25 protein-coding genes and 1 pseudogene are annotated in these 23497 nt (G+C 71.1%); 13 read left to right on the top strand and 13 right to left on the bottom strand.

Features of this window, described 5'->3' with window-relative positions:
• Positions 1 to 169 precede the first annotated feature (169 nt).
• Entirely contained in the window at positions 170 to 1309 is a 1140-nt protein-coding gene (locus ADL29_RS28260; protein ID WP_053926398.1) for a DUF2235 domain-containing protein, read from the bottom strand.
• 403 nt (positions 1310 to 1712) lie between these two features.
• Between ADL29_RS28260 and ADL29_RS43715 the strand changes: the two genes are divergently transcribed.
• On the top strand, positions 1713 to 1877 hold the full coding sequence (locus ADL29_RS43715) for a hypothetical protein (protein ID WP_157878591.1): 165 nt from the start codon (positions 1713 to 1715) through the stop codon (positions 1875 to 1877).
• Positions 1878 to 1880: 3 nt separating this feature from the next.
• On the opposite strand, the gene ADL29_RS28255 is transcribed toward ADL29_RS43715, so the two are convergent.
• From ADL29_RS28255 to ADL29_RS28245, 3 genes are all read right to left on the bottom strand, one after another.
• The gene (locus tag ADL29_RS28255) at positions 1881 to 2333 is read right to left on the bottom strand and encodes a hypothetical protein (protein ID WP_053926397.1); all 453 of its coding nucleotides are present in this window, start codon (positions 2331 to 2333) and stop codon (positions 1881 to 1883) included.
• A gap of 89 nt (positions 2334 to 2422) precedes the next feature.
• Positions 2423 to 3100: a pyridoxamine 5'-phosphate oxidase family protein gene (locus ADL29_RS28250; RefSeq protein ID WP_053926396.1), complete on the bottom strand. Its 678-nt coding sequence runs from the start codon at positions 3098 to 3100 to the stop codon at positions 2423 to 2425.
• Between the two features lie 236 nt (positions 3101 to 3336).
• A complete protein-coding gene (locus tag ADL29_RS28245) occupies positions 3337 to 4176 on the bottom strand; it encodes a hypothetical protein (RefSeq protein ID WP_245689666.1) in 840 nt (279 codons plus the stop codon).
• Positions 4177 to 4568: 392 nt separating this feature from the next.
• Between ADL29_RS28245 and ADL29_RS28240 the strand changes: the two genes are divergently transcribed.
• Positions 4569 to 5498 carry an SCO4651 family lipoprotein gene (locus tag ADL29_RS28240; RefSeq protein WP_107095107.1) on the top strand — a complete coding sequence of 310 codons (930 nt, stop codon included), beginning with the start codon at positions 4569 to 4571 and terminating at the stop codon, positions 5496 to 5498.
• Between the two features lie 88 nt (positions 5499 to 5586).
• Here the strand turns inward: ADL29_RS28240 and ADL29_RS28235 are convergent, their stop codons facing one another.
• Together ADL29_RS28235 and ADL29_RS28230 are read right to left on the bottom strand one after the other, a co-directional pair.
• Positions 5587 to 6249 (bottom strand): lysophospholipid acyltransferase family protein, encoded by a 663-nt coding sequence (locus tag ADL29_RS28235; protein WP_053926412.1) that lies wholly within the window; start codon positions 6247 to 6249, stop codon positions 5587 to 5589.
• 80 nt (positions 6250 to 6329) lie between these two features.
• Positions 6330 to 7475, bottom strand: a complete 1146-nt coding sequence (locus ADL29_RS28230) for a hypothetical protein (RefSeq protein WP_053926394.1) — start codon at positions 7473 to 7475, stop codon at positions 6330 to 6332.
• Between the two features lie 216 nt (positions 7476 to 7691).
• On the opposite strand from ADL29_RS28230, the gene ADL29_RS28225 reads away from it, so the two are divergent.
• Positions 7692 to 8126, top strand: a complete 435-nt coding sequence (locus ADL29_RS28225; RefSeq protein ID WP_053926393.1) for a hypothetical protein — start codon at positions 7692 to 7694, stop codon at positions 8124 to 8126.
• A 76-nt stretch (positions 8127 to 8202) separates the two neighbouring features.
• Here the strand turns inward: ADL29_RS28225 and ADL29_RS28220 are convergent, their stop codons facing one another.
• The 5 genes from ADL29_RS28220 to ADL29_RS28200 all read right to left on the bottom strand — a co-directional run bounded on the left by ADL29_RS28220 (position 8203) and on the right by ADL29_RS28200 (position 12037).
• The gene (locus ADL29_RS28220; RefSeq protein ID WP_053926411.1) at positions 8203 to 9081 is read right to left on the bottom strand and encodes an SCO6745 family protein; all 879 of its coding nucleotides are present in this window, start codon (positions 9079 to 9081) and stop codon (positions 8203 to 8205) included.
• Between the two features lie 87 nt (positions 9082 to 9168).
• Entirely contained in the window at positions 9169 to 9396 is a 228-nt protein-coding gene (locus tag ADL29_RS28215; RefSeq protein ID WP_046924412.1) for a hypothetical protein, read from the bottom strand.
• Positions 9397 to 9398: 2 nt separating this feature from the next.
• A complete protein-coding gene (locus tag ADL29_RS28210) occupies positions 9399 to 9635 on the bottom strand; it encodes a DUF6400 family protein (RefSeq protein ID WP_053926392.1) in 237 nt (78 codons plus the stop codon).
• A 218-nt stretch (positions 9636 to 9853) separates the two neighbouring features.
• The gene (locus ADL29_RS28205) at positions 9854 to 11080 is read right to left on the bottom strand and encodes a PP2C family protein-serine/threonine phosphatase (protein ID WP_245689665.1); all 1227 of its coding nucleotides are present in this window, start codon (positions 11078 to 11080) and stop codon (positions 9854 to 9856) included.
• A 267-nt stretch (positions 11081 to 11347) separates the two neighbouring features.
• Entirely contained in the window at positions 11348 to 12037 is a 690-nt protein-coding gene (locus ADL29_RS28200) for a TetR/AcrR family transcriptional regulator (protein WP_053926391.1), read from the bottom strand.
• Between the two features lie 215 nt (positions 12038 to 12252).
• Here ADL29_RS28200 and ADL29_RS28195 point away from each other — a divergent pair, with 215 nt between their 5' ends.
• A complete protein-coding gene (locus ADL29_RS28195) occupies positions 12253 to 13791 on the top strand; it encodes an APC family permease (protein ID WP_245689664.1) in 1539 nt (512 codons plus the stop codon).
• Positions 13792 to 13890: 99 nt separating this feature from the next.
• Positions 13891 to 15558: an amidohydrolase gene (locus ADL29_RS28190; protein ID WP_053926389.1), complete on the top strand. Its 1668-nt coding sequence runs from the start codon at positions 13891 to 13893 to the stop codon at positions 15556 to 15558.
• An 80-nt stretch (positions 15559 to 15638) separates the two neighbouring features.
• On the opposite strand, the gene ADL29_RS28185 is transcribed toward ADL29_RS28190, so the two are convergent.
• The gene (locus ADL29_RS28185; RefSeq protein WP_046924418.1) at positions 15639 to 16049 is read right to left on the bottom strand and encodes an organic hydroperoxide resistance protein; all 411 of its coding nucleotides are present in this window, start codon (positions 16047 to 16049) and stop codon (positions 15639 to 15641) included.
• Between the two features lie 148 nt (positions 16050 to 16197).
• On the opposite strand from ADL29_RS28185, the gene ADL29_RS28180 reads away from it, so the two are divergent.
• The 7 genes from ADL29_RS28180 to ADL29_RS28150 all read left to right on the top strand — a co-directional run bounded on the left by ADL29_RS28180 (position 16198) and on the right by ADL29_RS28150 (position 21533).
• A complete protein-coding gene (locus ADL29_RS28180) occupies positions 16198 to 16650 on the top strand; it encodes a MarR family winged helix-turn-helix transcriptional regulator (protein WP_046924419.1) in 453 nt (150 codons plus the stop codon).
• Positions 16651 to 16939: 289 nt separating this feature from the next.
• On the top strand, positions 16940 to 17173 hold the full coding sequence (locus tag ADL29_RS41780; protein WP_244318822.1) for an acyl carrier protein: 234 nt from the start codon (positions 16940 to 16942) through the stop codon (positions 17171 to 17173).
• Positions 17170 to 18411 (top strand): beta-ketoacyl-[acyl-carrier-protein] synthase family protein, encoded by a 1242-nt coding sequence (locus ADL29_RS28170; RefSeq protein ID WP_053926388.1) that lies wholly within the window; start codon positions 17170 to 17172, stop codon positions 18409 to 18411. Before ADL29_RS41780 ends, ADL29_RS28170 begins: the two co-directional genes overlap by 4 nt.
• Before the next feature lie 104 nt (positions 18412 to 18515).
• A complete protein-coding gene (locus ADL29_RS28165) occupies positions 18516 to 19415 on the top strand; it encodes an alpha/beta fold hydrolase (protein WP_053926387.1) in 900 nt (299 codons plus the stop codon).
• A gap of 97 nt (positions 19416 to 19512) precedes the next feature.
• Positions 19513 to 19830, top strand: a complete 318-nt coding sequence (locus tag ADL29_RS28160; RefSeq protein ID WP_053926386.1) for an ArsR/SmtB family transcription factor — start codon at positions 19513 to 19515, stop codon at positions 19828 to 19830.
• Positions 19827 to 20675 (top strand): SRPBCC family protein, encoded by an 849-nt coding sequence (locus tag ADL29_RS28155; protein WP_053926385.1) that lies wholly within the window; start codon positions 19827 to 19829, stop codon positions 20673 to 20675. Before ADL29_RS28160 ends, ADL29_RS28155 begins: the two co-directional genes overlap by 4 nt.
• A 444-nt stretch (positions 20676 to 21119) precedes the next feature.
• Positions 21120 to 21533 carry a hypothetical protein gene (locus ADL29_RS28150; RefSeq protein ID WP_053926384.1) on the top strand — a complete coding sequence of 138 codons (414 nt, stop codon included), beginning with the start codon at positions 21120 to 21122 and terminating at the stop codon, positions 21531 to 21533.
• 97 nt (positions 21534 to 21630) lie between these two features.
• Here ADL29_RS28150 and ADL29_RS28145 read toward each other — a convergent pair whose 3' ends face one another.
• Positions 21631 to 21945 (bottom strand): hypothetical protein, encoded by a 315-nt coding sequence (locus ADL29_RS28145; RefSeq protein ID WP_107095106.1) that lies wholly within the window; start codon positions 21943 to 21945, stop codon positions 21631 to 21633.
• A gap of 786 nt (positions 21946 to 22731) precedes the next feature.
• On the opposite strand from ADL29_RS28145, the pseudogene ADL29_RS41775 reads away from it, so the two are divergent.
• Positions 22732 to 23254: pseudogene (locus ADL29_RS41775) on the top strand (transglycosylase SLT domain-containing protein).
• Positions 23255 to 23497 lie beyond the last annotated feature (243 nt).

Genomic DNA, 23497 nt, shown 5'->3' with positions numbered 1-23497 from the left:
TGTTGACGAAGGCACGCACGGTTGACCAGGCCACGCACGGCGGATCGGTGGGCAGGGCGACCGCGGCCAAGGCGCACACGACGGCGTGGCCGAAGAGCAGGGCGGCGAAGAGCAGGGCTACGGGGAAGTCGGCACCGGCGCGGGTGAGTTCGGCCTGGCGGCGGACTGGTCAGGTCCGCACCTCGGCGCCGCGGACGTCCAGGGACACCGGTTCGAGCTGGACGTCCGCCTCGTCGTCGAGATACCGGTCGAGCTCCGGCGGCCGGTAGGCCGCGTCCCCGTCGTGGCGCGCCTTGGTGGTCACGGCCAGGTATTGGCTCCCGTCGAGGCCGCCGCCGTCCGCCGTCCGCCCGATGGGCCGGTGCAGTGTCCCGGCCAGTCGGTACAGCCCCGTGCGCGAATCGTGCAGCTCGCCCATGACGAGGGGCCGCACCCTGAACTCGATGCTCCGGTCCGGGCTCTTCTCACGCGGCCCGGCCGGGCTCAGCGCCTCCGTGTCGAACTCCAGCCCGTGTCTGCGGGCGTGGTGGACCATCCACAGCAGGGCGATGTCGGACAGGGACGTCTCCGGGTAGCCGCCGCCGATGTCGCTGTGCACCCCGGCGAACCACACCTGCCGCAGCTCCTGCCCGCTGTCGGCGGCGCCGGGCTGCGGGATCCACAGCGTCGGCTCGAACGCCGTGCGCTGCTCGTCGACGGCCAGTGCGTGGAAGGCCGCCTTCACATGGCTGCTCAGCGCGGTGTCGTGGAACGCCCAACGGCGATTGACCATGCCCACGACCGGCTTGAACCACCGCGGCCCCGGAACCGGGATGCCCAGGGCACCCACCGTGTCCCACACGCCGATGAAGTGGATCTCCGGCTCGTGGGCGAACGCCCGGCGGAACAGGGTGGACGCCGCACCGCTCGGCTTCTCGACCCGGTCGCGATACAGGCCCCACGCCTCCTTGACCCGGTCGGCGTTCTCCCGGCGCAGGATCCCGGAGTTGCGCACCAGCCCCGCCAGGCTGCGCGCGGTGTACGCCCCCCGGCTGAACCCGAACAGGTACAGCTCGTCACCGGGCTCATAGTTGTGGACGAGGAAGCGATAGGCGTCGAGGACGTTCCGCGACAGCCCCAGCCCGAACGCCCCGCCCCGCAGCCGTTCCCAACGACTCGTGCCGACCCCGCGGTGGTGGTACACCCGCTGCTCCACCCCGGCGGCGGACCGTGGCAGCACGGACAGGGCGACCTTGGTGACATTGGTCTTGCTCGGCTGGTCGGCGAGGTTCCACGTTCCGTCGCAGCAGACGATCAGACGCTTGGCCATGACATCCATCCTCGCGAGAGTGCGGTGCCCGCCGGCATCACTCGCCGAGAGTCCCCCTTCGGGAGAATACGGAGCGTCTTCCCGGCAGATGGCCAGTCAGGTTTCCCGGAGGGAGGCGTACGCGCAGAGCCGGTTTGTGCATAACCGAGAACGACACCGGAGGGCCTCGTCCCGGTCCGCGCGCCGAGGTGCCATCGAGCAGACACCAGTTACATGGTGGCACCGGTCCGCGGACCTCGCCATGCCGGCGCCCTCGCCCTCGTCATGCGCGGCCGCCGGCCTTGGCGCGCTCGGCCTTCATCGCCGCGCGGCACCGGGGGGAGATCGTCAGGATCGTCGGGACGGGCTCGCGAAGCAGCCGGGTGGCGCGCACACCACCGACGGCGTGTTACCGCGGGCCCTGGTGACCGCCGCGCGCGGCACCGGCACCGCTGGGCCGGCCGGGGCGCTGACCGGGTCCGCCGCGCCTCAACTCGCCCTGGTCCACACCCTGGTGAGCGCACCCCGCCGAGTGACGCCGGAGTTCACCCGGTCTCCGGTGGCCCTCGGCGAAAGGGAGCGGCCGTAATCGTCAGGCGCTCCCCCGCCCCTGCTCGTCACCGCCGAAGCAGTCTTCTTCGCTCCGCACCACGCCGAGCGTGAGGGTGATGTCGGTGCGGGCGCGCCCGAATCCCGGTGTCTGCGTGCAGACCCTCCAGCCGCGGTCGGAGGCCGGTGTGCGGCCGCGGCCCCGGATGTCGTACGTACGGACCGACCGGAAACCGGCGGCTCGCGCTGCGTCTCGGGCGGCCTGGAGGCCCTTGCCCGCAAGGTGGGGGACGGGTGCGCTCCGATGATGTCCGGGGTGGATGGTCTCGCTGCCCAGGGTGAATTCGGCGTCGGGGGCGCCCGACACCGTCGTGGCGGCGGGCTGTGCCGCGGCGGCGGACTGCTTGGGGGCACCCGAGCCGGACGACGTCGACGCGCAGGCCGCGAGCATGAGGCAGGCGGCTGCGATCACGGTGCTGGTGACGAGGCGGCGCATGGGGCTCCCGGGGCGATGTGACAGCGGTGGGGAGACTGTCTGCCGCATGTGAAGGTTGTACGACGTCCGGCCGCCGAGGGGGGGGACCGCTACACCACCGCGCCCGCGCGCCGTACGAGATGCGGCGGCGGAGCAAGGGCAGCGGCCAGGTCAGGGGCCGGTTCGAGGGCGCCCCATGAGGTGTTCAGCGGAAGGACCCCGGCCCAGAGGCCGAGTTCGGCGTCCGGGGTGTCGCCGTCGTCCGGCGGGCCGGTACGGATCTTCAGCGAGGCCTCGTCGAGCGAGAGGGCGAGCAGTGCGGTGGCGGCCAGTTCCTTGCGGCTGGGGCGCCGGGCGTAGTCCCACTGGCCCGGGGCGGACTGCTCCGTCAGGCACCGCAGCCCCGCCAGCTTCTCTTCCTCGTCCGTGACCAGGCGGGGAACTCCGTAGATCATCGCGCTGCGGTAGTTGATGCCGTGCTCGAAGACGGAACGGGCCAGGACGAGGCCGTCGACGTGGGTGACCGTCACGCACACCGTTGTCCCGGGTGACGCGACGAGGCTGCGGCTGGCCACCGAGCCGTGAAAGTAGAGCGTGCTGCCGTCGGAGCCGTAGACCGTGGGGACGACCATCACCGTGCCGTCCACGGTCACTCCGAGGTGACACACGAATCCGGCCGCCAGTACGGCATCCAGCTCGGCCCGGTCCAGGCTGCCTTGTTCCCGCAGGCGCCGGTGACGCGTGCGTTCCGTGTGCGACAGGGGGCGGCCGGGGGACGGGGCGGTCATGGGGATCCTTGGGTGTGGTGAACTTGCGACCGACTGACAATGGCCTGCTGAAGCTGAACTTGTCGCCAGAGCGTACTGATTCCACACCGAAGTAGCTAGGGTTCCACTGAAATCGTCGTCTCGCGCCTCTCCTTTCACTGATTTCGCATTCACCCAACCGTTCGCCCCCGGGCCCGACAAAGCCCCGCCGGTCGGTCGCCATGGCGGGGCGGGGGTACGAATCGAGGCGGAGCGGCTCAGGAGCTGAGGTGGTACTGGGTCCAGGGCTGGTGGGCCGGCTCGGGTTCCTCGTGGGGCTGCGCGAGGGTGCCCCATGGGGCGAGGGCGCTGTCCCAGTCGGGGGCGAGGGTGGTCATATCGGCGACGGTTTCGGCCGGTTGCGGTGTCCCGGAATGCCAGGCGGATCCCACGGAGTGCCCGGAAGGGGCGGCGTTCCAGGCCGCGGTCTGCTGTGCGGGGATGGTGCACTCGGCCTCATGGAGATCGCCGGGGCCGCGGCGGTGGCGTCCATAGGTCTCACCGGCGTGGCCGGGACTGTGATGGAACCGGCCCTGAGCCGCCAGCTGCTGGGCGCGGGCGAGCAGGCGGTTGAAGTCGAGCCCGAATTCGGCGGCCAGTTCGCGCAGGTCGACGCCGGTCTGCCAGCTGCCGACGAGCACCGCGTCCAGGGCTGCAGACCAGGACGGCTCCGATGACGTGCCCGAACTCTCGCGGCCGTCGCGGCTTTCCCGGCTGTCGCGCGAGGTGGGCGTGGGCCGGGCAGTGGAAGAGGAGGACGCCGAGGCGGCATCGGAGGAGCGGTCGGGAGAGGAATCAGCCGCCGGACCCGCTGGACCCGCCGGGCCCGCCGTACCGGGCTCCCGGGCGGGGCCGTTGGGAGCCGCGGCGAGCAGCTGCTCGGCAACCGCGCGGGCGTCGTCCTTGCCCACCGTGCGCCGGGCGATCCGCACTTCCCGCTCGTTCAGACCGAACAGGCCGGCCACCGCACCCGTGCTGCCCACGGTCACCGCAAACGCCGCCAGGACCCGCGACCGGTCGGCCTGCGCCTCGTCCAGTCTGGCCTGGGCCTCCCGCACTCCCTCGTCCCGAAGACAAAACGCTTCTGCGAGTACGGCGTTGCGGTCCCACAACTCTCTAGGCTCCATACCCTGACAACGCGATTCCTCCGCAGGTGATCCGATCTTGTCTTGCAAAGCACCCCAAAGCACGCATCCACACACCAACTGAAAATAACCCTGCAGCAAGTCGATCTCGCTTGCGGGACGCCGCGCGGCCGTTGTACGCCTCGCTGAACTGCGTCTCCCTTCCGTCGGCCGGGACGATGACGCGCGACGCGCATTGTCAGTGGGGTGCGTTACTGTCTCCGTCAGACACGCATTCGACTCTTCACCGATTCGCGGTTCCTGGGCCGCGGGGCACGCCCTGCGCCTCCTGATCCGCGCTTCTGTCCGCACTTCTTGGGGGGGCCATGGCTCGACGTTCTTCGCTCGCACTTTCCCGTTCTTCGGTCCGTACCGTGGGCGCGGTGCTCGCCGGCGCGATGCTGTGCGGCACGGCGGCCTGCTCGTCGCCGGGCGGCGCAGGGCGCGACCGGACGGCCAAGCCGGAGAAGTTCAATGCCGCGCCGGTCGCCGCGGTGCAGAAGGCGGTCGACAAGGGCGCCAGGCTCAACTCCCTGTCGTACCGCATCAACGGCAAGGTCGGCGGTCAGGGGACCGTCGAGGGCAAGGTGTCCTTCAGTCTGCGTCCCCGTGCCATCGATATGCGGATGAAGGCGTCCGGGGGTTTGAAGTCGGGTGAGTTCTCGGTGCGGCTCATCGGGGACACGGTGTATGTGGGCGCGGGCGAGCGCGCGGCGGCGGCCCTGCACGGCAAGCACTGGCTGAAGTTCCAGATGCGGGGCAAGGGTGCCGGGGGCGCGGGCGGTTTCGGGGGGATGCGGCAGCAGGCCGACCAGGACCCGGCGGCGCAGGCGTCGTTGCTCGCCCAGTCCGGTGACGTCAAGAAGGTCGGCGTGGAGACCGTCGACGGCGTGAGGACGACGCACTACGCCGGTACGGTCTCCGTGGACGAGCTGCTGAAGCGGCGCCATGCGAAGGGTGCGCTGGGGGCCGAGCGCCGTGCGAAGGCGGTCCGGCGGTACAAGCAGCTCGGCGTGAATGCGCTGAAGCTCGATCTGTGGGTCGGGCCCGACGACCGCACGGTGAAGTTCCGCGAGCGCGCGGGGACCGACCGCGGCCCGCTGGACCTCACCATCCGCTTCTTCGACGTGAACAAGCCGGTCACGGTCCAGGCGCCGCCCGCGTCCGACACCGTGGATCTGGCGGAGCACTTCAAGCAGCAGTTCCAGCAGGGGTTCGGCAAGCGGTTCGAGGAGCGTGAGGGCACCCGAATATGAGCCCGCGGCCGGGGATGGCTCTCCGGCGGAGCCGACGGGACGGACCACCGAGCACGCAGGTTCCGCTGAACTCTCCCGGCGCCGCGGCTCAGGCCGCGAGCACCACCGGCTCGCCGAGCCGTTCGGCGGCGGTCCGCCAGGCATCGGTGACTGCGGCCCGCGCCCGGGCCGTGGCCGTGTGTCTGTCGCCGTTCAGCCGCACCGCTGCCCCGATGTGGACATGCAGGTCCGGGCGGCGCGCGGGAGCGGTGAGGAATCCGGCGATCTGCTTGGCCCTGCTGCCGGAGGACAGCCGGCGGGCGCCGGCCTGGCCCAGTGGGACGACGGGGGCTCCCGTGCGCTGCGCCAGCGCGGCAAGTCCGGGACGGAACGGGCCGGGTGGGGTTTCGCCGGAGTCGGTGCGCTGCGGAAGGCGGCCTTCTCCGTAGATGAGGACGGAACGGCCGCTCGCGAGGGCCTCCTCGGCACCGTCCAGTGAACGGGCCGCCCGGGGGTCGTTCCGGTGCACCGGGACATGTCCTTCGCGCGTGAGTGCGCGGCCGAGGACGGGGATACGCCACAGTCCGGCGGTGGCCAGAATGACCGGGCGGACGCCGTGCCGGTGGAGTGCCGCGATCACCACTGCCGGATCCAGCAGCGAGGTGTGGTTGGCGGCGATGATGCTGCCCGGTGCCAGCTCGGCGTCGGGCGCGGCCGTGACCGTGAGACGGCCGAGGACGGGCACCACCGCGCCGGCGATGTGGCTGAGCATGTGCGGATCCTCCTTGGCGGACACCGGTGTCGGCCTTCATCGTCCCTGGGTGACGGCGGGGCACGCCTGAGTATCCGTACTCAGCGTCGGTGCCGGCGTCCCCTGTCACGGGGTGATGACCGCGGGGCGGCTCGCACTCCGGCGCCGGCTCCCTCATCCCCTCCGGCCGCAGGTGCCTCGGAGGCGGTCTGCCGCGCTGTCCAGCGGCACAGGGTGTCGTTCCGCTCCCGGGTCAGCCACGTGCCGTCCCCGAGCGGCCAGGCGGAGTCCTCCTCCCACTCCGGGTAGGCGATACGTCCCCGCACGGTTCCGGTGGCCAGGTCCACCAGCCAGTGGCTGTATTCGCGCCAGGCATCATTGCCGTAGCACCGCGCTGTGTCATACGCGTCGGACAACTGCACCAGGGCGGTGTCCTCGTCGAGATAGCCGCCGGCGTACATCAGCTGCGGCTCGTAGTGAACTGTGCAGTCACCGGTTCCGGGTGACGGGAAGTCATCGATGCGCAGTGTCACCGTCTCCTCGTACGAGGGGAAGCGGTGCCAGCGGAGCTCCGGGGTGCTCCCGTCCTCGGTCATGATTCCCCGGCGCGACGGCGCAGTGGCATGTATGTACTTCACGTCCACGCGTTCGCCGAGGAATATACGGCCGGAGGCCAGCGTCGCCCGGTATGAGGCGCGACCGCTGACGTGCACGCTCCCAAGGTCCCCGTCCGGTCGCCACCGCAGCGACACCTGTTGCACGTTGGCACCGATGGGCAGTTCATGGCGGGTGACCAGGTGTCCCGCTTCGTTCAGGGTGTGGAAGAGCGTTCTGTCCGGCGTCTCGGAAGGCATCCGCAGCCATGTCCTGATGGTGTGGTCCGGGCCGTGCAGGGAGAAGTCGACATATCCGCGGCTGCACCGGCCCCAGCCGATGTGAGGATGCTGCCACAAGTGGGTGCCGTCCGGAGCGACTGCGATGTACGCGGTATCGGTCGTGAAGACGGCGAAGGAGCAGTCCGGAGCAACTCCGATGCTCCCGGCCTTCTTCTCGGGCAGTGGCCTCGGGAAGGTCGCGCGCAGGTGCACGTCCTGGCCCAGTTCGTGGACGAACAACGCGTCCGGACCGTTGATCAGCAGCTGGGGAACCGGCCCCGTCCGGTTCAGCCAGGCTTCTCCGGAGCCCGAGCCGAATCCGCGGGCCCCTGGGATCTCGTACCGTCCGATCAGTTGAGGTGAAATGGTCATCGCTGGTCCCCCGGGGCAATGTGGTGAACAAGATCAATCCGTTGCAGTCGCAGAGAGTAGGCCATGAGCCGGCTGTGTGCCGGGCCCCCTGCTGCGTCGTTCACGTCCGGGCGGGGACAACGGTCGGGGCCGTGCCGCCCGGCGCACCTTCCACCGCGGGCCTTCTGTCGGCACGGCGCCGCCAACCCGTCGTGTTTGCACGGCACACTGCGTGCCATGCAGCTCTCGCGGTTCCCCTCGCCGTTCCCCGCTCCCCTGCCTGCCGCGCTCGTTCCGGACGTCTCCGGCATCGAGGCGTTCAACGCCGCCTACGCCACCGCCCTGGCCACCGGCGCGGTGTTCGTGAGCATCAGCCGCAGCGGCCGGCACTGGGCGGTGAAGGCGGACACTCTCACGGCCCCGGCACACACCGTCGACGAGCGGACGGCCGCCGCATTGCGCGATGCCGTCGCCCGGCTGGTCCGGCTCCACCTGGCGGGTCCCGGCTCCGCGGCCGGTCCGACGTATGTCGTGTTGTACGGCGTGGCCGGGGAGCGCCGGGCCCGCGCGCTCGCCACCGCCGTTCACGCGGCCCTCTGCCGGAACCCGGGGCCGCTGCTGCGGCTGGTGTCACGGCCCGCTTTCTCCAGCGGCTCGCCCTCACCGCTCTGAGCTGAGGAGACGCAGCTGTACGAGGCGGAAGTACAGCCGTACGAGGTAAGTCCACGGGCGCGGTGGCAGCACGGCACTAGTCGGACTGGTCCCGGGACCGGTCCTCGTCGGGGTGGGGCAGGCCGATCGGATTGGGGAAGGGGAGCACATCGGCGGCCAGGATGCGCCGTACGACGTCCTCCAGTCCCTCGAGGAGGCGGTCCGTCCCCGGCCCGGTGAGCGGGCGGAGCAGCTGTTCCGTCAGGCGGTCGGTCTCCTCCTCGATACGGGTGCGTTCCCGGCGGCCGCGGTCGGTGGCGTCGCCCCGTTCGTCCACCAGCCCGCGGGAGCGCAGCCGGTCGGCCGCAGCCGCCCAGTCCTCCTCGCTCCAGCCGCGGTCCTGGCGCATGGTGTCCTTGGGGACGCGGCCGGCGGCGACGGCGAGGACCAGGGCCTCGCAGCCGTCGAGTTCTTCGCCGGCCAGTACGGCGAGGTGCGCATCGCCCCTGAACTCGCGTACGGCGGTGCTCAGTTGCCACAGCCGCTCGACCGGGTCGGCGTGGTCGCACAGCGCGCGGTTCGCGGCGAAGAGCGGACGTGCCAGGGTGGGCGCGTTCTCGACGACGGTCAGGAGCGGGCCCGACAGCCCGGCGGCCGTCGTGTCCAGCCCGGGATGGATCCGGCGCAGGGCGTCGGCGGCGCGGCGGGCGCGCTCGTCGAGGACATGTGCGGGGCTGACGGTGCTCCAGGCCGCGGGCAGCGCGCGGGCGACCATGCCGGGGGCGAAGACCCCGAGTACGGCGGTGGCGAGGGACGGTTCCACGGCGCCCAGCGGTGCGGTACGGGAGGCGAAGTAGCCCATCCAAAAGCCCTTGAGGCCAAGGGCTTTGCCCAGGCCGCGGCACTCCTCGTCGAAGTAGGTGACGGCGTGCAGCGGTTCGGTCAGCAGCCAGAGTGATCGTGCGCGCAGCTCCATGTCCGCACGGTACCGCTCAAGGATCACCGGTCGTGTTCACCCACGCGCACCTCGAAGCAGGCTTTTGCGGGCCGGGAAGGACGGCGGTCAGATGCGGCCGCCGCCCGCCCCGAAGCCCGACTCCCAGGCCCACAGGTGGGTGCAGTTGGGGCATTGGAGGTGCAGTCGGCTGCCCTTGTTCGCCAGCAGATAGCGCCAGTGGTCGGGGCAGGTCCGGCCGTCGAGGCAGGCGGCGCAGTCCCGGTCGTCCCGGCATCCGGGGCACGGCACCCAGGCCCGGCGGCCGATGTCGGCGGTGGGGTCGAGCGGCAGCATGGTCATGCCTGCCCGGAGGCCGGCAGGACACCGGCGGCGACCAGCATGTCGTAGGTGGCCTGCTGGTCGGCGTCCAGACCGGAGTAGAGAAGCCGCTGGGCCTTCGCCTCGGCCTCCATCACCTCGATGGGGTTCCAGGTGTCGCCCAGCGCCGCGAGGACTTCGGTCCGGCGCCGGATTTCGTGCTCGGTGAGGTCGAACGCGAATATGTGCTGGTCCGGGGTGTTGGGGTCGATCATGGTGCGCGTCCCATGCCACTTGGGGATGATTCGGACGTGTTTACCAAGTGGGGCGGGGTTGAGGAAGCGTCAGATGGGGAGGCGGCGGCCCCGCGGTCCGCCGCATGGGAAGGTCGCGGGAGAATCGATTGCCCGATAGGAGTGCATTTCGGACACTTCGCTGATCCTTTTTGAGGCTTATGCCCGATATGAGGCGGACTCCGTGAGCGTGATGCAATTCATCGGGCCCCGGTCTGCGCCATCGGGTCGGGCAGGCGCCGTACCGCGACCGCCGCGGCATCGTCGCCCAGCCGGCCGTCCGTGTGCGTCAGCAGCTCCTCGCGCAGGCAGCGGAGCAACAGCTGCGGGCTGCTCCCGCTCCAGGCGGCGGCGCGCTCGGCGAGCGGGTAGAACACGCCCCTGCTGTCGCGGGCCTCGATCACCCCGTCCGTGTACAGCAGCAGAAGATCACCGGGCTCGAAGGGGAAGGTCTCGACCTGGTAATCGGGGGCGCCGGCCAGGCCGCCGAGCCCGATGGGAAGAGAGGTCCGCTCGGGGTGCAGGGTGACGGTCTCGCCGTCGCGCAGCAGGAGCGCGGGCGGATGGCCGCAGGTGATGGTGCGCAGTACGGGCCACCGGTCGGGAATGTCGAAGAGCGAGGCCGTTGCGAAGGTCTCGTCGCTGTCGGGGGCGGCGTCGGGACCGATGTCGGGGTCCGTTCCGGTGTCGGTTCCGGGGTCGGCGGCGGCCGCACCGCTGCCCTCGCCCCGCTCCGGAGCCGCGCTCTCCGGGCCCGGCGCGGCGCGCCACTGGCCGCTGTCCCAGCGAACGGCGCCGTCGAGGTGGAGGGCGAGATTGGGCAGGGTGGCCTTGCGGTGGGCGGCCGCCCGGAAGGCGCCGAGGATGAGGGCGGCGTGGCTGTAGGCGGGCAGCCCCTTGCCCCGCACATCGCCGATGATCAGCCGGGTGCTCAGCGCGGTGCGCGCCGCCGCGAAGAGGTCGCCGCCCATTTCCGCTTCCTCCTCGGCGGCCAGGTAGAGCGAGGCGATCTCCAGCGGGCCGCTGCGCCGGGGCAGCGGCCGCAGCAGCACCTGCTGGGCGACACCGGCCACCGAGCGGCTCTTGATGAGCTGCCGTTCGTCGCGGTCCCGGACGACGGTGAAGAGCACGACCAGTGCGGAGACCACCACCAGGGCGGCGATCTGGGCCTGGAGGTTCTCGCTGACGAGCACGCCCCGGGCGATGCCGATGAACACCTGGGCGGCGACCGCGAGCGCGCCGATGGCGGCGGTGAGGCGCGGGCCCGCGATGGCCGCTGTGATGGCGGGCGCGGCGACGAGGAGCGGTCCGAGATGGACGTCGGGCGGCGAGAGCGCGTCGATCACCACGATCGCGATGATCAGACCGACCGGGATCAGGATCAGGGCGGCGCTCAGATCTCGCCGTCCAGGCAGTTGTCCAGGCATGTGCACCAGCCGTTGTGAGGGCATGCACCATGTTCGCACCCATGAGGGAGAAATGTTCGAATAGTGGGTTTATTTATCGGTTCGCACCGATAAGCGCGAAACCGATACGGGAGGGGCGCGTACGGAGCCGATGCGATCACTTCACCCTCCGGACGCGACTCGCCCGCACGGACGGCTCCGGCGGCATCGACGGACCTCGAGCACCTCGCCTCCCCCGACTCACCAACACCCGGCAAAACAAGCCGAGTTGACGTCAACCCAGTCAGCCTAAACGGATGCCCGCAGCGCCGAGATCAGCAGATCCAGCGCGGCCTCGACCGCCGAGCCCGCCATCAGCGAGAGCTCGCCCCGTACGCGGTCGAGACTCGGGTACTCCGCCGCGGGCAGATCGGCGTACGCCGCCCGCCAGGCCCCCTCGTCCGCGGTGCGCTGGGCGGGGGTCAGCCGCAGGAACGCCGCGTCGAGGGCCGCGTGGCCGAGGACGCTGTCGACGAGGGCGTGGTAGTGGCGCACCGCGGTGGCCTCGTCGAAGCCGGCCTCCAGGAGCAGGCCGATGCCGGTGTCGACGGCGCGTTGCTCGTGCGGGCGGCCGGTGACGCGGACCGTGCTGAAGGCCGCGATCTGCGGGTGGCGCAGCGCCGAGCGGTAGGCGCGCAGGCCGAAGTCGCGCAGGTCGGCGGCCCAGTCGCCGGTCCGGGTGAACCCGGCCATCGACTCGCCGATGAGCCGGTCGGCGACCGCGAGCAGCAGGTCCTCGGTGTTGCGGAAGTAGCGGTAGACGGCGGAGGGATCGGCCCCGAGGGCGGCGCCCAGCTTCCGTACGGTGAAGGCCTGCGCGCCCTGGGCATCGATCAGCCGGCACGCCGTGTCGACGATGAGGTCGGCGGACAGCACCACGCCCGAACCCGTCGGCCGGCGCCGTTTGCGCTCGGCCGGTACGCGCTCGCTCTCCGCCACAGCTGTCCCCTCCGCCCGGCGCCCGCCCGGGGAGCCGTCGTCGCCTCAGTCGCTCCCCAGGCCCTGACCCGCCCCAGTTAACCATCCGGATCACCAGCATCGGCCGGCTCCACGAATTACGTCAACATCGTTGACACAAGGAGAGGCGGACTGTTTCATCGGCGGACACACGGCCCGGCCGCCCCAGGCCCCGGCCCTTCCGAGGAGTGAGTGCCATGCCCCCCTCCGCAGTGCAGCAACGGCCGCAGGACCCCGGACCGGCGAGGATGCGCCGCTCGCTGGGGGTGAAGGACGGGCTGGCGATCGCCGCCTCGAGTACGGCCGCGACGACGAGCATCGGCATCGGGATGGGCACGCTGGCGGCGTACGCGGGCCGCCAGACCCCCGCCCTCCTCCTGCTCGCCTTCCTCCCGATCCTCGGCATCGCCCTGTCGTACGCGCGCCTCAACCGCACCGAGCCCAACTGCGGCAGCGGCTACACCTGGGTGGGCCGGTCCATCGGGCCCTGGTCCGGCTTTCTGACCGGGTGGGTGGTGCTGGTCGGCAACGTGATCTTCATGGCGTACACGGGCGCGGTCACCGGTTCCGTCGTGCTGCAGTTCCTGAACAAGCTCGGGGTGCACCGCGTGCTGGGGCTCCGGCTCGATCCGGCGGCCACCGGCATCAGCACCGCGGTGGGCCTGGTGGCGCTGGTCGTCGTCACGGTCACCGCCGTCACGGGCGTCCGGTCCGCGACCCGGATGCAGCTGGGGCTGCTGATCTTCGAGTATGTGGTGCTGCTGGGCTTCTGCGGCTGTGCCCTCGTCGTCGGCGACCAGCCGTTCTCGCTCTCCTGGCTCGACCCCTTCGAGATCGGCTCTCCCCAGGCACTGGCGCAGGGAATGGTGATCGCGGTGTTCATCTACTGGGGATGGGATGCCGCGTTCAGCGTGAACGAGGAGACGCGCAGCGCATCCGACGCCGCCCGCGGCGGTCTGATCGCGCTGATCGCGATGCTCGGGCTGTTCCTCGTCGGCGCCTTCGCCTTCCAGCGGGTGATGAACACCGGTGAGCTCATCCGCAACGGACCACAGGCGCTCACCTTCCTCGGCGGCCGGCTGGCGCCGGAGCCCTGGGCCTCGCTGCCGCTGGCCGCCCTGATGTGCTCCGCGTTCGCCTCGCTCCAGTCCAGCGTCATCCCCACCGCCCGCGGTGCGCTGGCCATGGCGCGCGACCGGACGCTCGGCCCGGTGTGGCAGCGCCTGCATCCGCGCTACGGCTCCCCCGCCGTGGGCACCCTGCTGGTCATGGCCCTCGCCGCGCTGCTCGCCGTGCTCGCCGTCGGCATCCCCAAGCTCAACGACATGATCCTCACCGCGGTCAATTCCATCGGCCTGACGGTGGCCCTCTATTACGGCCTCACGGCGCTCGCCTGCGCGGTGCGCTTCCGGGACGGCTGGCGCCAGGGACCGGTGCGCGCGCTGCGGGATGTGGTCGTCCCGGCGGCGAGCGCGCTGGCGCTGTTCGGGCTCGGCGGCTATCTGGTGTGGCAGTACGCCACGATGAGCGACCACTTCGAGGCCACGCCGGACAACGGCTGGTTCATGCTGCTGCTGCCCGCGCTCTTCGTGCTGACGGGGCTCGCGGTCGCCGCCTGGGCGAAGTGGGTGCGCCGCGCCCCGTACTTCCGTACCGGCCGCGGGACGGATGCCGACGCGATCCCCCTGCCGATGGACGGGGAGAGCGGGCGCCTGGCCCGCCCTTCCGAGGGATGATCATCTCGACCGGCCCGCCCCACCCTTTCTCCTCCCTCTCCTCCCCCCTCCTCTCCAACCGTTCACCCACTGCACCAACCCACCAGGAGCAACGGCCATATGGACACCAGCACCCCCGCCGACCTCGTCTTCCTCTCCGGCCCCGTGCACACCGTCGACCCCGCGCGAAGCCGGGCGAGCGCGGTGGCCGTGCGCGGAGAGCGCATCGTCGCCGTCGGCCACGACGGCGAGCGGGACGGGATACGGGACCTGATCGGGCCCGGCACGGAGGTCGTCGACCTGCGGGGCAAGCTGCTCATCCCCGGGTTCCAGGACGCCCATGTCCATCCCGTGGGCGGCGGGCTGGAGTTGGGGCAGTGCGATCTCAGCGCGGCGGTCACGGCCGAGGCGTACCGCGGGCTGATCCACGCCTACGCCGCGGCCCGTCCGGACGTACCGTGGATCACCGGCGGCGGCTGGTCGCTGGAGGCGTTTCCCGGCGGGATGCCGACCCGGGAGTTCCTGGACGCCGTCGTGCCGGACCGCCCGGTCTTTCTCGTCAACCGCGATCACCATGGCGCCTGGGCCAACTCCTGCGCCCTGGAACGGGCCGGGCTCACCTCCCGTACCCCGGATCCGGCCGACGGGCGCATCGAGCGCGACGCCGCGGGCGAGCCGACCGGGATGCTCCAGGAGGGCGCGATGCGGCTGGTCGGCGACCTCGTCCCGGAGCCGACCCTCGCCGAACGGACCGAGGGACTGCTGCGGGCGCAGCGCCTCCTCCACGGCTACGGGGTGACCGCCTGGCAGGACGCGATGCTGGGCCGCGCCCCCGGGATCGCCGATGCCGTTCCGGCCTATCTGGCGGCCCGCGAGGACGGGGCGCTGACCGCGCGGGTGACCGGGGCCCTGTGGTGGGACCGCGCCCGCGGGGCCGAGCAGATCCCCGAACTGATCGCACGCCGCGAGGAGTTGACGGGCGGACGGCTGCGCGCGACCAGCGTGAAGATCATGCAGGACGGGATCGCCGAGAACCATACGGCGGCCCTGCTCAGCCCGTATCTGACCGCCTGCGGATGCCAGTCCGACAACAGCGGTATCTCGTTCATCGACCCCGAGGCGCTGCGGGCGTATGTCACCGAGCTGGACGCCGAAGGGTTCCAGGTCCACTTCCACGCCCTGGGGGACCGCGCGGTCCGCGAGGCGCTGGACGCGGTCGAGGCCGCCCGGTCGGCCAACGGCCGGCGGGACACCCGGCCGCACCTCGCCCATCTCCAGGTCGTCCACCCCGATGACATCCCGCGCTTCCGCAGGCTCGGCGCGACGGCGAACATCCAGGCGCTGTGGGCCGCCCACGAACCGCAGATGGACGAGCTGACCATCCCCTTCCTGGGCGCGCAACGGGCCTCCTGGCAGTACCCGTTCGGCGATCTGCTGCGCTCCGGCGCCACCCTCGCGGCGGGCAGCGACTGGCCGGTCAGCTCCCCCGATCCGCTCGCCGCGCTGCATGTCGCGGTCAACCGCCGGGAGCCGGACGCCCCGCCCGCGACGCCGGTCTTCCTTCCCGAGCAGCGCATCGACCTCGGCTCGGCGCTCGCCGCGTACACGGCGGGCAGCGCCTACGCCAACCACCTCGACGACACCGGCACCATCCAGCCCGGAAAGCTGGCGGATCTGGTGGTCCTGGACCGCGACCCGTTCGACGGCCCGGACGAGGAGATCGCCGCGACCCGGGTCCTGCAGACGTTCGTGGGCGGGCAGCGGGTGTATGCGGCCGGGGACGCGTAGGCGGAACGGCATGACACCGGGCGGGAAGCGCTCCCGCCCGGTGTGCGGGCGGCGGGTCCCCGCACCGGGCCCGGCCGCGCCTACTCGATGACCAGCTGGACGTCGATGTTGCCGCGGGTGGCCTTGGAGTACGGGCAGTACTGGTGGGTCGCCTCGACCAGCTGACGTCCGGTCTCGCCGGCGAGGGCGTCGGGCAGCTCCACCCGCATGATCACAGCCAGGCCGAAGCCGGTGTCGTCCTTGCCGATGGAGACCTCGGCGGTCACCGAGACATCCTTGGTGTCGATCTTCATCTGGCGCCCGACATTGCCCATCGCACTGGCGAAACAGGCCGCGTACCCGGCGGCGAAGAGCTGCTCGGGGTTGGTGCCCGCACCGTTGCCCCCGAGCGCGGGCGGCAGCGCGAGGGCGAGGTCGATCTGTCCGTCGGAGCTGACGGCGCGGCCCTCGCGGCCGTTGGCGGTGGCGACGGCGGTGTACAGCGCGTCCATGGGAATCCCCTTTTTCTTGTGCCTGCTCGGCTCCGGCTTGGTCCCGGCGGCCGTTTCCGGGCCGCCGACGACGTCAACGATCGCACACGTTTAAGTTGTGTGCAACTAGATCGTGCACAACTTAATGGTGGGGGACTAACCTGAACCCATGACCACGCTCCCGGTACCCGACTCCGAACTGCTCCGCCTCGACCACCAGGTCTGCTTCCAGCTGCACGCCGCCTCGCGCGCCTTCGGCAGCGTCTACCGGGACGCCCTCAAGGACCTGGGCCTGACCTACCCCCAGTACCTGGCCATGCTGGTCCTCTGGGAGCACGGCCCGCAGCCCGTCAAGGCCATCGGCGAGCAGCTGCGACTGGACTCGGGTACGCTCTCCCCCCTTCTCAAGCGGCTGGAGACCGCCGGCCTGGTACGCCGCGAGCGCAGCGCGGAGGACGAGCGGTCGGTCACCGTGCACCTGACGACGGCGGGCGAGGACCTGCGGGCCCAGGCCCTGCCGGTCCCCCGCCGGATGCTGGCGGCGACCGGTCTGACGGTCGAGGAACTCCGTACGCTGCGGGGCCTGTTGGGGCGGGTCACCGAGGCGCTGGACGAAGCCTGAGGGACGGCCCGCGGGCCCGTCCGGGCACAGCCGTGAGGCGAGTCGGGTTCACCCCCGTACCCTCCGTCGGCCCGCGCCGTTAGGACAGGAAGATGCCATCCGGAGTGCGCGGCACCGGTCCGCGTGCGCCCTCGCACAACCCGGTGCGCCCATCACTCCATTGAGCGACCGAGGTTGAGGAGTCTTCGGGACCAAGGCGCATAAAATGGGCCAAACCAGCCGGAGCAGCCGGCGAGGACCCGCCAGGACGCGGTTGGCAGCACGCCTACGAACAGCGGAGGAGCGCCACGTGAAAGCGGCAGAAGTTGTCAACGACCTGCTGGTCCAACGATTCGGGGTCGCCATGGCCGAGATCCGGCACGAGACCCCGCTGCGCAATCTGCGGATGGACTCCCTGGCGCTGGAGGAACTCCGTGTACTGATCGAGGACCGGCTGGACATCGATCTCGACGAGGTGGCTCTGACCTCGCGGGACACCGTGGGGGCGCTGGTGGCGGCCGTCGACGGCAAAGTCGCCGCGTGACGGCCCGGCAGCAGCCGTTCTCCGCGGCGGTGACGGGGCTGGGAATGGTGACCGCGGCGGGTGTGGGGGCGAAGGCCACCTGGCACTCCGTCACCGAGGACCGGGTGCCGGGCGGAGTGTCCCGGCAGGACGAACTCGCCGACCTCCCCTGCGACTTCATGTACACCGTCCGGGACCTGGACCCGGGCGCGGTGCTGGGCGTGGCCACCCAGCGCCTGATGGACCGCTTCTCACAGCTCGCGGTGATCGCCGCCCGGGAAGCGGTCGCGGATGCCGGGCTGGAGCCGGAGACCTGGGACAGCAGCCGGATCGCGGTGGTGATCGGATCCGCGCACGGCGGGCTGCCGTTCTACGACCAGCAGCATGCCGCGATGACGCAGCGCGGCGCCCGGCGGGTCTCCCCCAAGCTCGCGCCGCTGACCGTCGTCAACGGCGCGGCCAGCAGTGTCTGCATGGACCTCGGTGTGCACGGCCCCAGCTTCGGTGTGGCGACCGCATGTTCCTCCGGCACCGTGGCGCTGGGCACCGCACATCAGCTGCTGCGCGCCGGGGTCTGCGATATCGCCATCGCCGGCGGCGCGGAGTCGACCGTCTCGCGGCTGCTGATCGCCAGCGCCTGCCAGATGAAGGCGGTCTCCACCCGGCGGGAGGACCCGGCCGCGGCCTGCCGGCCGTTCGACGCGGAGCGGGACGGTTTCGTCGTCGGCGAGGGCGCCGGCCTGCTCGTACTGGAGCGGCCCGAGCACGCCCGCGCCCGCGGGGCCACGGTCCGCGCCCATGTCTGCGGGTACGGTGCGTCGAGCGATGCCTATGCGCCGGTCGCTCCGGACCCCGACGGCAAGGGCATCGAACGGGCGCTGCGGACGGCGATGGCGGACGCGGAGGTCACGGCGGGCGACGTCGGGTACGTCAATGCGCACGGCACGTCGACGGTCGTCAACGATCTCGTCGAGGCGACCGTGCTGGAGCGGGTGCTCGGCAGTCACCCGCTCGTCACGTCCACCAAGGCGATGACCGGGCACACCCTGGGTGCCGCCGGCGGTATCGAGACCGCGCTCACCGTCCTCGCCCTGGAGCATCAGCTGGCGCCGCCGACCGCAAATCTCGAGGTGCCCGATCCCCGGATCCCGATCGAGATCGTGCGCGAGCAGGCCCGGCCCGCGGCGTTCCACTGCGCGGTCAAGACGTCGCTCGGCTTCGGCGGGCACAACGCCGCGCTCGTGCTGACGCGCGGCTAGCGCATCCGTCCGCCATCCGCACCCCACCGACAGTGACCGACGGGAGCGGGCGCGCCGCATCGGCGCGGCCCGTTCCCGTCGTTCTTCCCGAGAAGGAATCAGCCATGGTCGAGGAAACTATCCGCTCTTTGTCGGTGGGCGGGGTGTCCTATTCCTATCGGCTGCTCCGGCAGCCGGAGGGCGTCACCGAGCCCGTCATGGTCCTGGGCGGCGCACTGCAAGGGATGTTCGGCTGGCCGCAGATGGAGGACCAGGTGGGGCCGGTGGCGGACGTGGTGACCGCCGACCTGCCCGGTATGGGGAGCGCCGACCCGCTGCCCCCGGGGCCGAGCGCCAACATCGTGTGCGCGGCGATCGAGCGGGTCATCGACGACCTGGGCGTCCCGCAGGTCAATCTCTTCGGCTTCTCCTACGGCGCGGGCCTCGCCTACGGATGCGCGCAGCGCTTCCCGCGCAGGATCGCGCGGCTGGCGCTCGGCGGCGTACCGGCACACGTCACCCCCGCGCAGCTCGACCTCTGGCGCCGGGCCGCCGACCATCTCGCGCGCGGCGATGCGGAGTCCTTCGCCACGCTGGTCACCGAGGCCCTGATGTGTCTGGACGAGCGCCGGCATGTCACCAAGAGGCAGCTGGCCTACCGCTATGTCCGGCGTTCGATGCTGCACGCCGCCCGGCACTCACCGCATGCCGTCGACTCGCTGCGCCGCGCACTGGTGGACCGCCCGGACTTCTCCTCGGGTCTGACCGGCGTACCCACGCTCGTCTTCAGCGGCGAGCACGACACAGTCACCTCCCCGGCCCGCCAGCGCGACTTCGCGGCCAGGATCCTCGGCAGCCGCTTCCTGACGATTCCCGACACGGATCACTGGGTGGTGCTCGAGCGCCCGCAGGAGGTCGCGGACCTGGCCGCGCGCTTCTTCACCGATGCACCGCTGAACTCCGCGCCCTGCCTGATCCCGGCGGCGCGGGAGGAGCTGGCGGTGGGGGATCCGGCGTATGCGTAACGGCTGGGCGCCGGCCGTCACGGCCATCACTCCGCTCTGACCTGCGGCGCACTACATTCCCTTGCGGTTATATAACCGTGTGGGGATACTGAAGGACATGCCCATACCGTTCGACGTACTCGCGGAACCGAGCCGGCGCAGGATCCTCGATCTGCTCCTGGAGCGGCCGCATCTGGTCGGGGAGCTGACCGAGCAGCTCGGGCTCAGCCAGCCCGGCACCTCCAAGCATCTGCGGGTGTTGCGCGCGGCCGGGCTCGTCCAGGTGCGGCAGGACGCCCAGCGCCGCTGGTACGCACTGCGGCCCGAGCCCCTGGCGGAGCTCGACGCCTGGCTCGCCCACTACCGGCATCTGTGGACCGGGAGCCTCGACGCCCTCGAACGGCATCTCGACGCCATGGAGGACGACCCCCGATGAACCCGCACTCCGACACCCTCACCACCGCCGACGGCCGCACCGCGCTGCGGATGGAGCGCCGGCTGGCTCATCCGCCCGCCAAGGTGTGGGCCGCGATCACCGACCCGGCCCGGATCGGGCAGTGGTTCCCGGCCGAGGTCACGGTGGAGCTCCGGCCGGGCGGGGCGATGAGCTTCTCCATGCCCGGAGTGAGCGGTATCGCCATGACCGGCACGGTCACCGATGCCGAGGAGCCCCGGCTGTTCGCCTTCACCTGGGGAGAGGACCATCTGCGCTGGGAGATCACCCCGGACGGGGACGGTTCGCTGCTGACCTTGGTGCACACCTTCGGCGACCGGTTCGGCGCGGCGAGCTTCGCCTCCGGCTGGCATCTGTGCATCAGCGCCCTGTCACAGCTGCTCGACGGCGAGTCGACGGCCGTCGATCCCGATTCGGGTGCACTGCACGAGGCGTATCTCGAGCAGTTCGACCTCGGCCACGGCACGGTCGAGGAGACGGCGGACGGCCCGCGGGTCCGCTTCGAGCGTCAGCTGGTCCGGCCCGCCGATGCCGTCTGGGCAGCGCTGACCGCGGGCGAGGATCCGGCGCCGGGCGAGCCCGTACCGGACGGCTTCACCGCGGAGGGGATTGCGGGCGGGCCGGTCACCGAGCTGCGGCCGCCGGAGGTGCTCGCGTACCGCTGGCACCCGGAGGGCACGGTCCGCTGGGAGCTGCGGCGGGGCACCGGCCACGGCCCGCGCCTCGTGCTCACCCAGACCGGGCCTCGGGGGTTCGATACGCAGGCGGCGCTGGACGCGTGGCATTCCCGTATCGAGCATCTGGCGGCCCGGCTGCTGGAGGACTGAGCGGCGGCAGACGCTTCGGTTTCGGCGCCCCCTGCGGAGCGGTACGCAGGGGGCACCATCGCGTTTCGGCGGAAAGGCGCCCAAAACACCCATCAACCGTGTGAGCCAGGCAACTTTGCGGGCCTTCCAGGGCGGGATTCGGGCGCCCGTGAGGTGATGCGGGGCACAGGACGCACGTCACTTACGAGCCCGCCTAGTCGGCACACATCCCGCACAGGGCGCCAAGCCCGGCCTTTACATCGGACATTTCGCGGCATCTCACGAACATCGGTAGTACTCGGCATCATTGCCACCATCCGGGGCGCTCGCTAAACATGGTTCTCGGCAGCACCGAGAACGAGCCGATGACTTCAGCCCAGAGCGGCGAGCGCGGCACTGACCCTCGGGCCGCATGAGCCACCGAAGGCCACACCCCCCGCCACCCCCTGGAAGAGGTCACTTCGCATGCTTCGCTTCACCCTGCCCCGCACCGCCCGCACCGGCCGTTCGCACAAGCTCTCCGCGGCGCTGGTGGCCACCGCGAGCTGCGCGGCAGCCGTTGCACTCGCGTCGCCGAGCCAGGCCGCGGCGCCGGCCGACCACGCGGTCGCCGCGACGGTCGCCGACCACATCAAGGTCACCGCCGTCACCGAGCAGGCGCACACCGCGAAGCAGGCCGCCGACCGGGCCGGTGAGCACATGGCCCTGGCGGCGAAGACCACGAAGGCCCCGGCCAAGACCATCCAGCCCACCTTCGACAGCTACCACGTCGCCGGCACCGCCAACAAGCTCACCGACCCGGTCGCCAACATCACCGCCGCCGCCAACTACGCGGCCGACAAGTACGGCTCCATCGACAAGGTCAACTCCGCCTACTGAGCCGCGGAGCACGGCGAAAGACGGCATCAGCAACGGCAGTGGCCCTGCCCGCATCGCGCGGGCAGGGCCACTGCCGTTCTGCGTCGCTGATCGGGTGTCAGCGACGGTACCCGCGAAGCCCCAGATCGCCGAGAATGTGGTGCACCAGGCGGCCGACGAAGAACAGGCCGTCGTCCCCCTCGTAGCGGTAGTGACGGCGGCCCTTGTCGCGACGGACCTCGACGCGGGCCTCGAGGAGCCTGCGGCGGTGATCGCCGTCGAGGCGCGACTTCTCGCCGTAATGCGTGCGGTGGGCCTGGCCCTGGTGCATGCGGTGGCCCTGGTCGGGGACGGGTGCCGCGGCGGCGGCACCGGTGGCGATGACACCCGCCACAACGGCACCGGCGAGAACGGTGGATACGCGACGAAGCATGGAATTTCCCTACGGTGAGTGAGCGGAGGACTACTGCTTGCGATCTCACCTTCAGGCACGCACGGGCCCGCGGCCACGCGACAGCCCGGATGCTGCTGCGAACGGACCATCGGCACCGCCGTTTCGCCGTAGCGGAACTCCCTGACGGGCTAGCACCTGAGCGCCTGCAGGCGCGCGTGGCACAGCCCGCCGTTCACCGCACCTCGGCCGCCTCCATTGCGCACGCATCGCCTCGTTCGCCGCGCGCCCGTTTCCGCATTGTCCGCTGCATTCTTTCCCTCACTCAGCGTTGCGCCACGGCGGACATTCCGCGTCGTCCCGCGGTCCCGGAAGGTGCCGTGCGACACATTTCGCTAATCCCGAGCAACGGCGCCGCCAATAACACCGTTCTCCCTCCCGGCGGCCGCGCCGGAATGCGGGTACAGGAAAGCTCTATTCGCGTGTGAGCCAGGCAACTTCGACGCCTCAGGCGAAGCGATTTCCGGGCTCCCGCGGGTGATGCGGGGCACAGGACGCAGGTCACGTACGAGCCCGGCTAGTGGGCCGGATACCGGCCCACAGCCGGGAAATAAGCCCGGGTTCGAGCATCGCCGCATTTCTCACGAAGGTGCGTAGTACAGGCCACCATTGCCAGCTGCTGGGGCGGTCGCTAACTATGGATTTGCGCCGGGAACGAGCCAGCGAATTAAGCCCCCAAAGGCGAACGCGGTGAATAACTTCCCGGAGTCCTTTCGCGCCAACGAAGGCCGCCTCCCCGTCCCCAGTACCTGGAAGAGGTCACTCTGCATGCCTAGCTTCACCCTGCCCCGCACCGCCCGCATCACCCGCATCACCCGCGCCCACAAGGTCGCCACCGCCGTCCTGGTCGCCGCCGGCGCCACCACGGCCCTGGCGGTCACCGCCGAGCCGAGCAGCGCGCAGGCCGCCTCCGCGCACGCCCCGGCCACGGTCAAGAAGGTCAGCGCGAACGGGATGCCGGCCGCGGTGCAGGCCAAGGGCGACGCCCCCAAGGCCGAGCACCCGGCGATCGAGTCGGTCGCCGCCCAGGTCAAGGTCGCGGACACCGCGAAGCAGGCGCACGCCATGAAGCAGGCGCACACCGTGAAGCAGGCCGCCAACCGCTCCACCGAGCGCAAGGCCCAGCCCAAGGAGTACGCGAACAACCTGGACGATCCAGCCCACCTTCGACAGCTACCACGTCGCCGGCACCGCCAACAAGCTCACCGACCCGGTCGCCAACATCACCGCCGCCGCCAACTACGCGGCCGACCGCTACGGCTCCATCGACAACGTCAACTCCGCCTACTGAGCTGACGGAACCTTCCGAGCCTGACGCAGAACATCATGAAGAAGCCGACAGGGTGATCGGCACAGGCAGTGCGAAGCGGCGGAATGGCGCGTTCGCCGCTGCGCAGCGAAGCGGGTCCCGGCATGAGCCGGGGCCCGCTTCGCGTGCGGGATATGACGGCCGGTCGGGTGAGATGCCCCGGCCGGTCGGCGGATCGCGGGCCGGTCCGGCCATAGCCGCGATGAGATGAGCGTATGAGTCTTT

The sequence above is a fragment of the Streptomyces chattanoogensis genome (assembly GCF_001294335.1).
In the GTDB taxonomy this organism is placed as follows: Bacteria; Actinomycetota; Actinomycetes; order Streptomycetales; family Streptomycetaceae; genus Streptomyces; species Streptomyces chattanoogensis.
Note: the sequence above shows the minus strand (reverse complement) of the source record. Positions and strands in the feature narration are given on the sequence as shown.

Bases quoted from the DNA above. Each gene is read 5' to 3' on its own strand.
- ADL29_RS28240 (WP_107095107.1), top strand. From the start codon at position 4,569: ATGGCTCGACGTTCTTCGCTCGCACTTTCCCGTTCTTCGGTCCGTACC.
- ADL29_RS28145 (WP_107095106.1), bottom strand. From the start codon at position 21,945: ATGCTTCGTCGCGTATCCACCGTTCTCGCCGGTGCCGTTGTGGCGGGT.
- ADL29_RS28250 (WP_053926396.1), bottom strand. From the start codon at position 3,100: ATGACCGCCCCGTCCCCCGGCCGCCCCCTGTCGCACACGGAACGCACG.
- ADL29_RS28225 (WP_053926393.1), top strand. From the start codon at position 7,692: ATGCAGCTCTCGCGGTTCCCCTCGCCGTTCCCCGCTCCCCTGCCTGCC.
- ADL29_RS28235 (WP_053926412.1), bottom strand. From the start codon at position 6,249: ATGCTCAGCCACATCGCCGGCGCGGTGGTGCCCGTCCTCGGCCGTCTC.
- ADL29_RS28260 (WP_053926398.1), bottom strand. From the start codon at position 1,309: ATGGCCAAGCGTCTGATCGTCTGCTGCGACGGAACGTGGAACCTCGCC.
- ADL29_RS28185 (WP_046924418.1), bottom strand. From the start codon at position 16,049: ATGGACGCGCTGTACACCGCCGTCGCCACCGCCAACGGCCGCGAGGGC.
- ADL29_RS28195 (WP_245689664.1), top strand. From the start codon at position 12,253: ATGCCCCCCTCCGCAGTGCAGCAACGGCCGCAGGACCCCGGACCGGCG.
- ADL29_RS28230 (WP_053926394.1), bottom strand. From the start codon at position 7,475: ATGACCATTTCACCTCAACTGATCGGACGGTACGAGATCCCAGGGGCC.
- ADL29_RS28190 (WP_053926389.1), top strand. From the start codon at position 13,891: ATGGACACCAGCACCCCCGCCGACCTCGTCTTCCTCTCCGGCCCCGTG.
- ADL29_RS28150 (WP_053926384.1), top strand. From the start codon at position 21,120: ATGCTTCGCTTCACCCTGCCCCGCACCGCCCGCACCGGCCGTTCGCAC.
- ADL29_RS28215 (WP_046924412.1), bottom strand. From the start codon at position 9,396: ATGCTGCCGCTCGACCCCACCGCCGACATCGGCCGCCGGGCCTGGGTG.
- ADL29_RS28255 (WP_053926397.1), bottom strand. From the start codon at position 2,333: ATGCGCCGCCTCGTCACCAGCACCGTGATCGCAGCCGCCTGCCTCATG.
- ADL29_RS28155 (WP_053926385.1), top strand. From the start codon at position 19,827: ATGAACCCGCACTCCGACACCCTCACCACCGCCGACGGCCGCACCGCG.
- ADL29_RS28160 (WP_053926386.1), top strand. From the start codon at position 19,513: ATGCCCATACCGTTCGACGTACTCGCGGAACCGAGCCGGCGCAGGATC.
- ADL29_RS28205 (WP_245689665.1), bottom strand. From the start codon at position 11,080: ATGCCTGGACAACTGCCTGGACGGCGAGATCTGAGCGCCGCCCTGATC.
- ADL29_RS28180 (WP_046924419.1), top strand. From the start codon at position 16,198: ATGACCACGCTCCCGGTACCCGACTCCGAACTGCTCCGCCTCGACCAC.
- ADL29_RS28210 (WP_053926392.1), bottom strand. From the start codon at position 9,635: ATGATCGACCCCAACACCCCGGACCAGCACATATTCGCGTTCGACCTC.
- ADL29_RS28165 (WP_053926387.1), top strand. From the start codon at position 18,516: ATGGTCGAGGAAACTATCCGCTCTTTGTCGGTGGGCGGGGTGTCCTAT.
- ADL29_RS28220 (WP_053926411.1), bottom strand. From the start codon at position 9,081: ATGGAGCTGCGCGCACGATCACTCTGGCTGCTGACCGAACCGCTGCAC.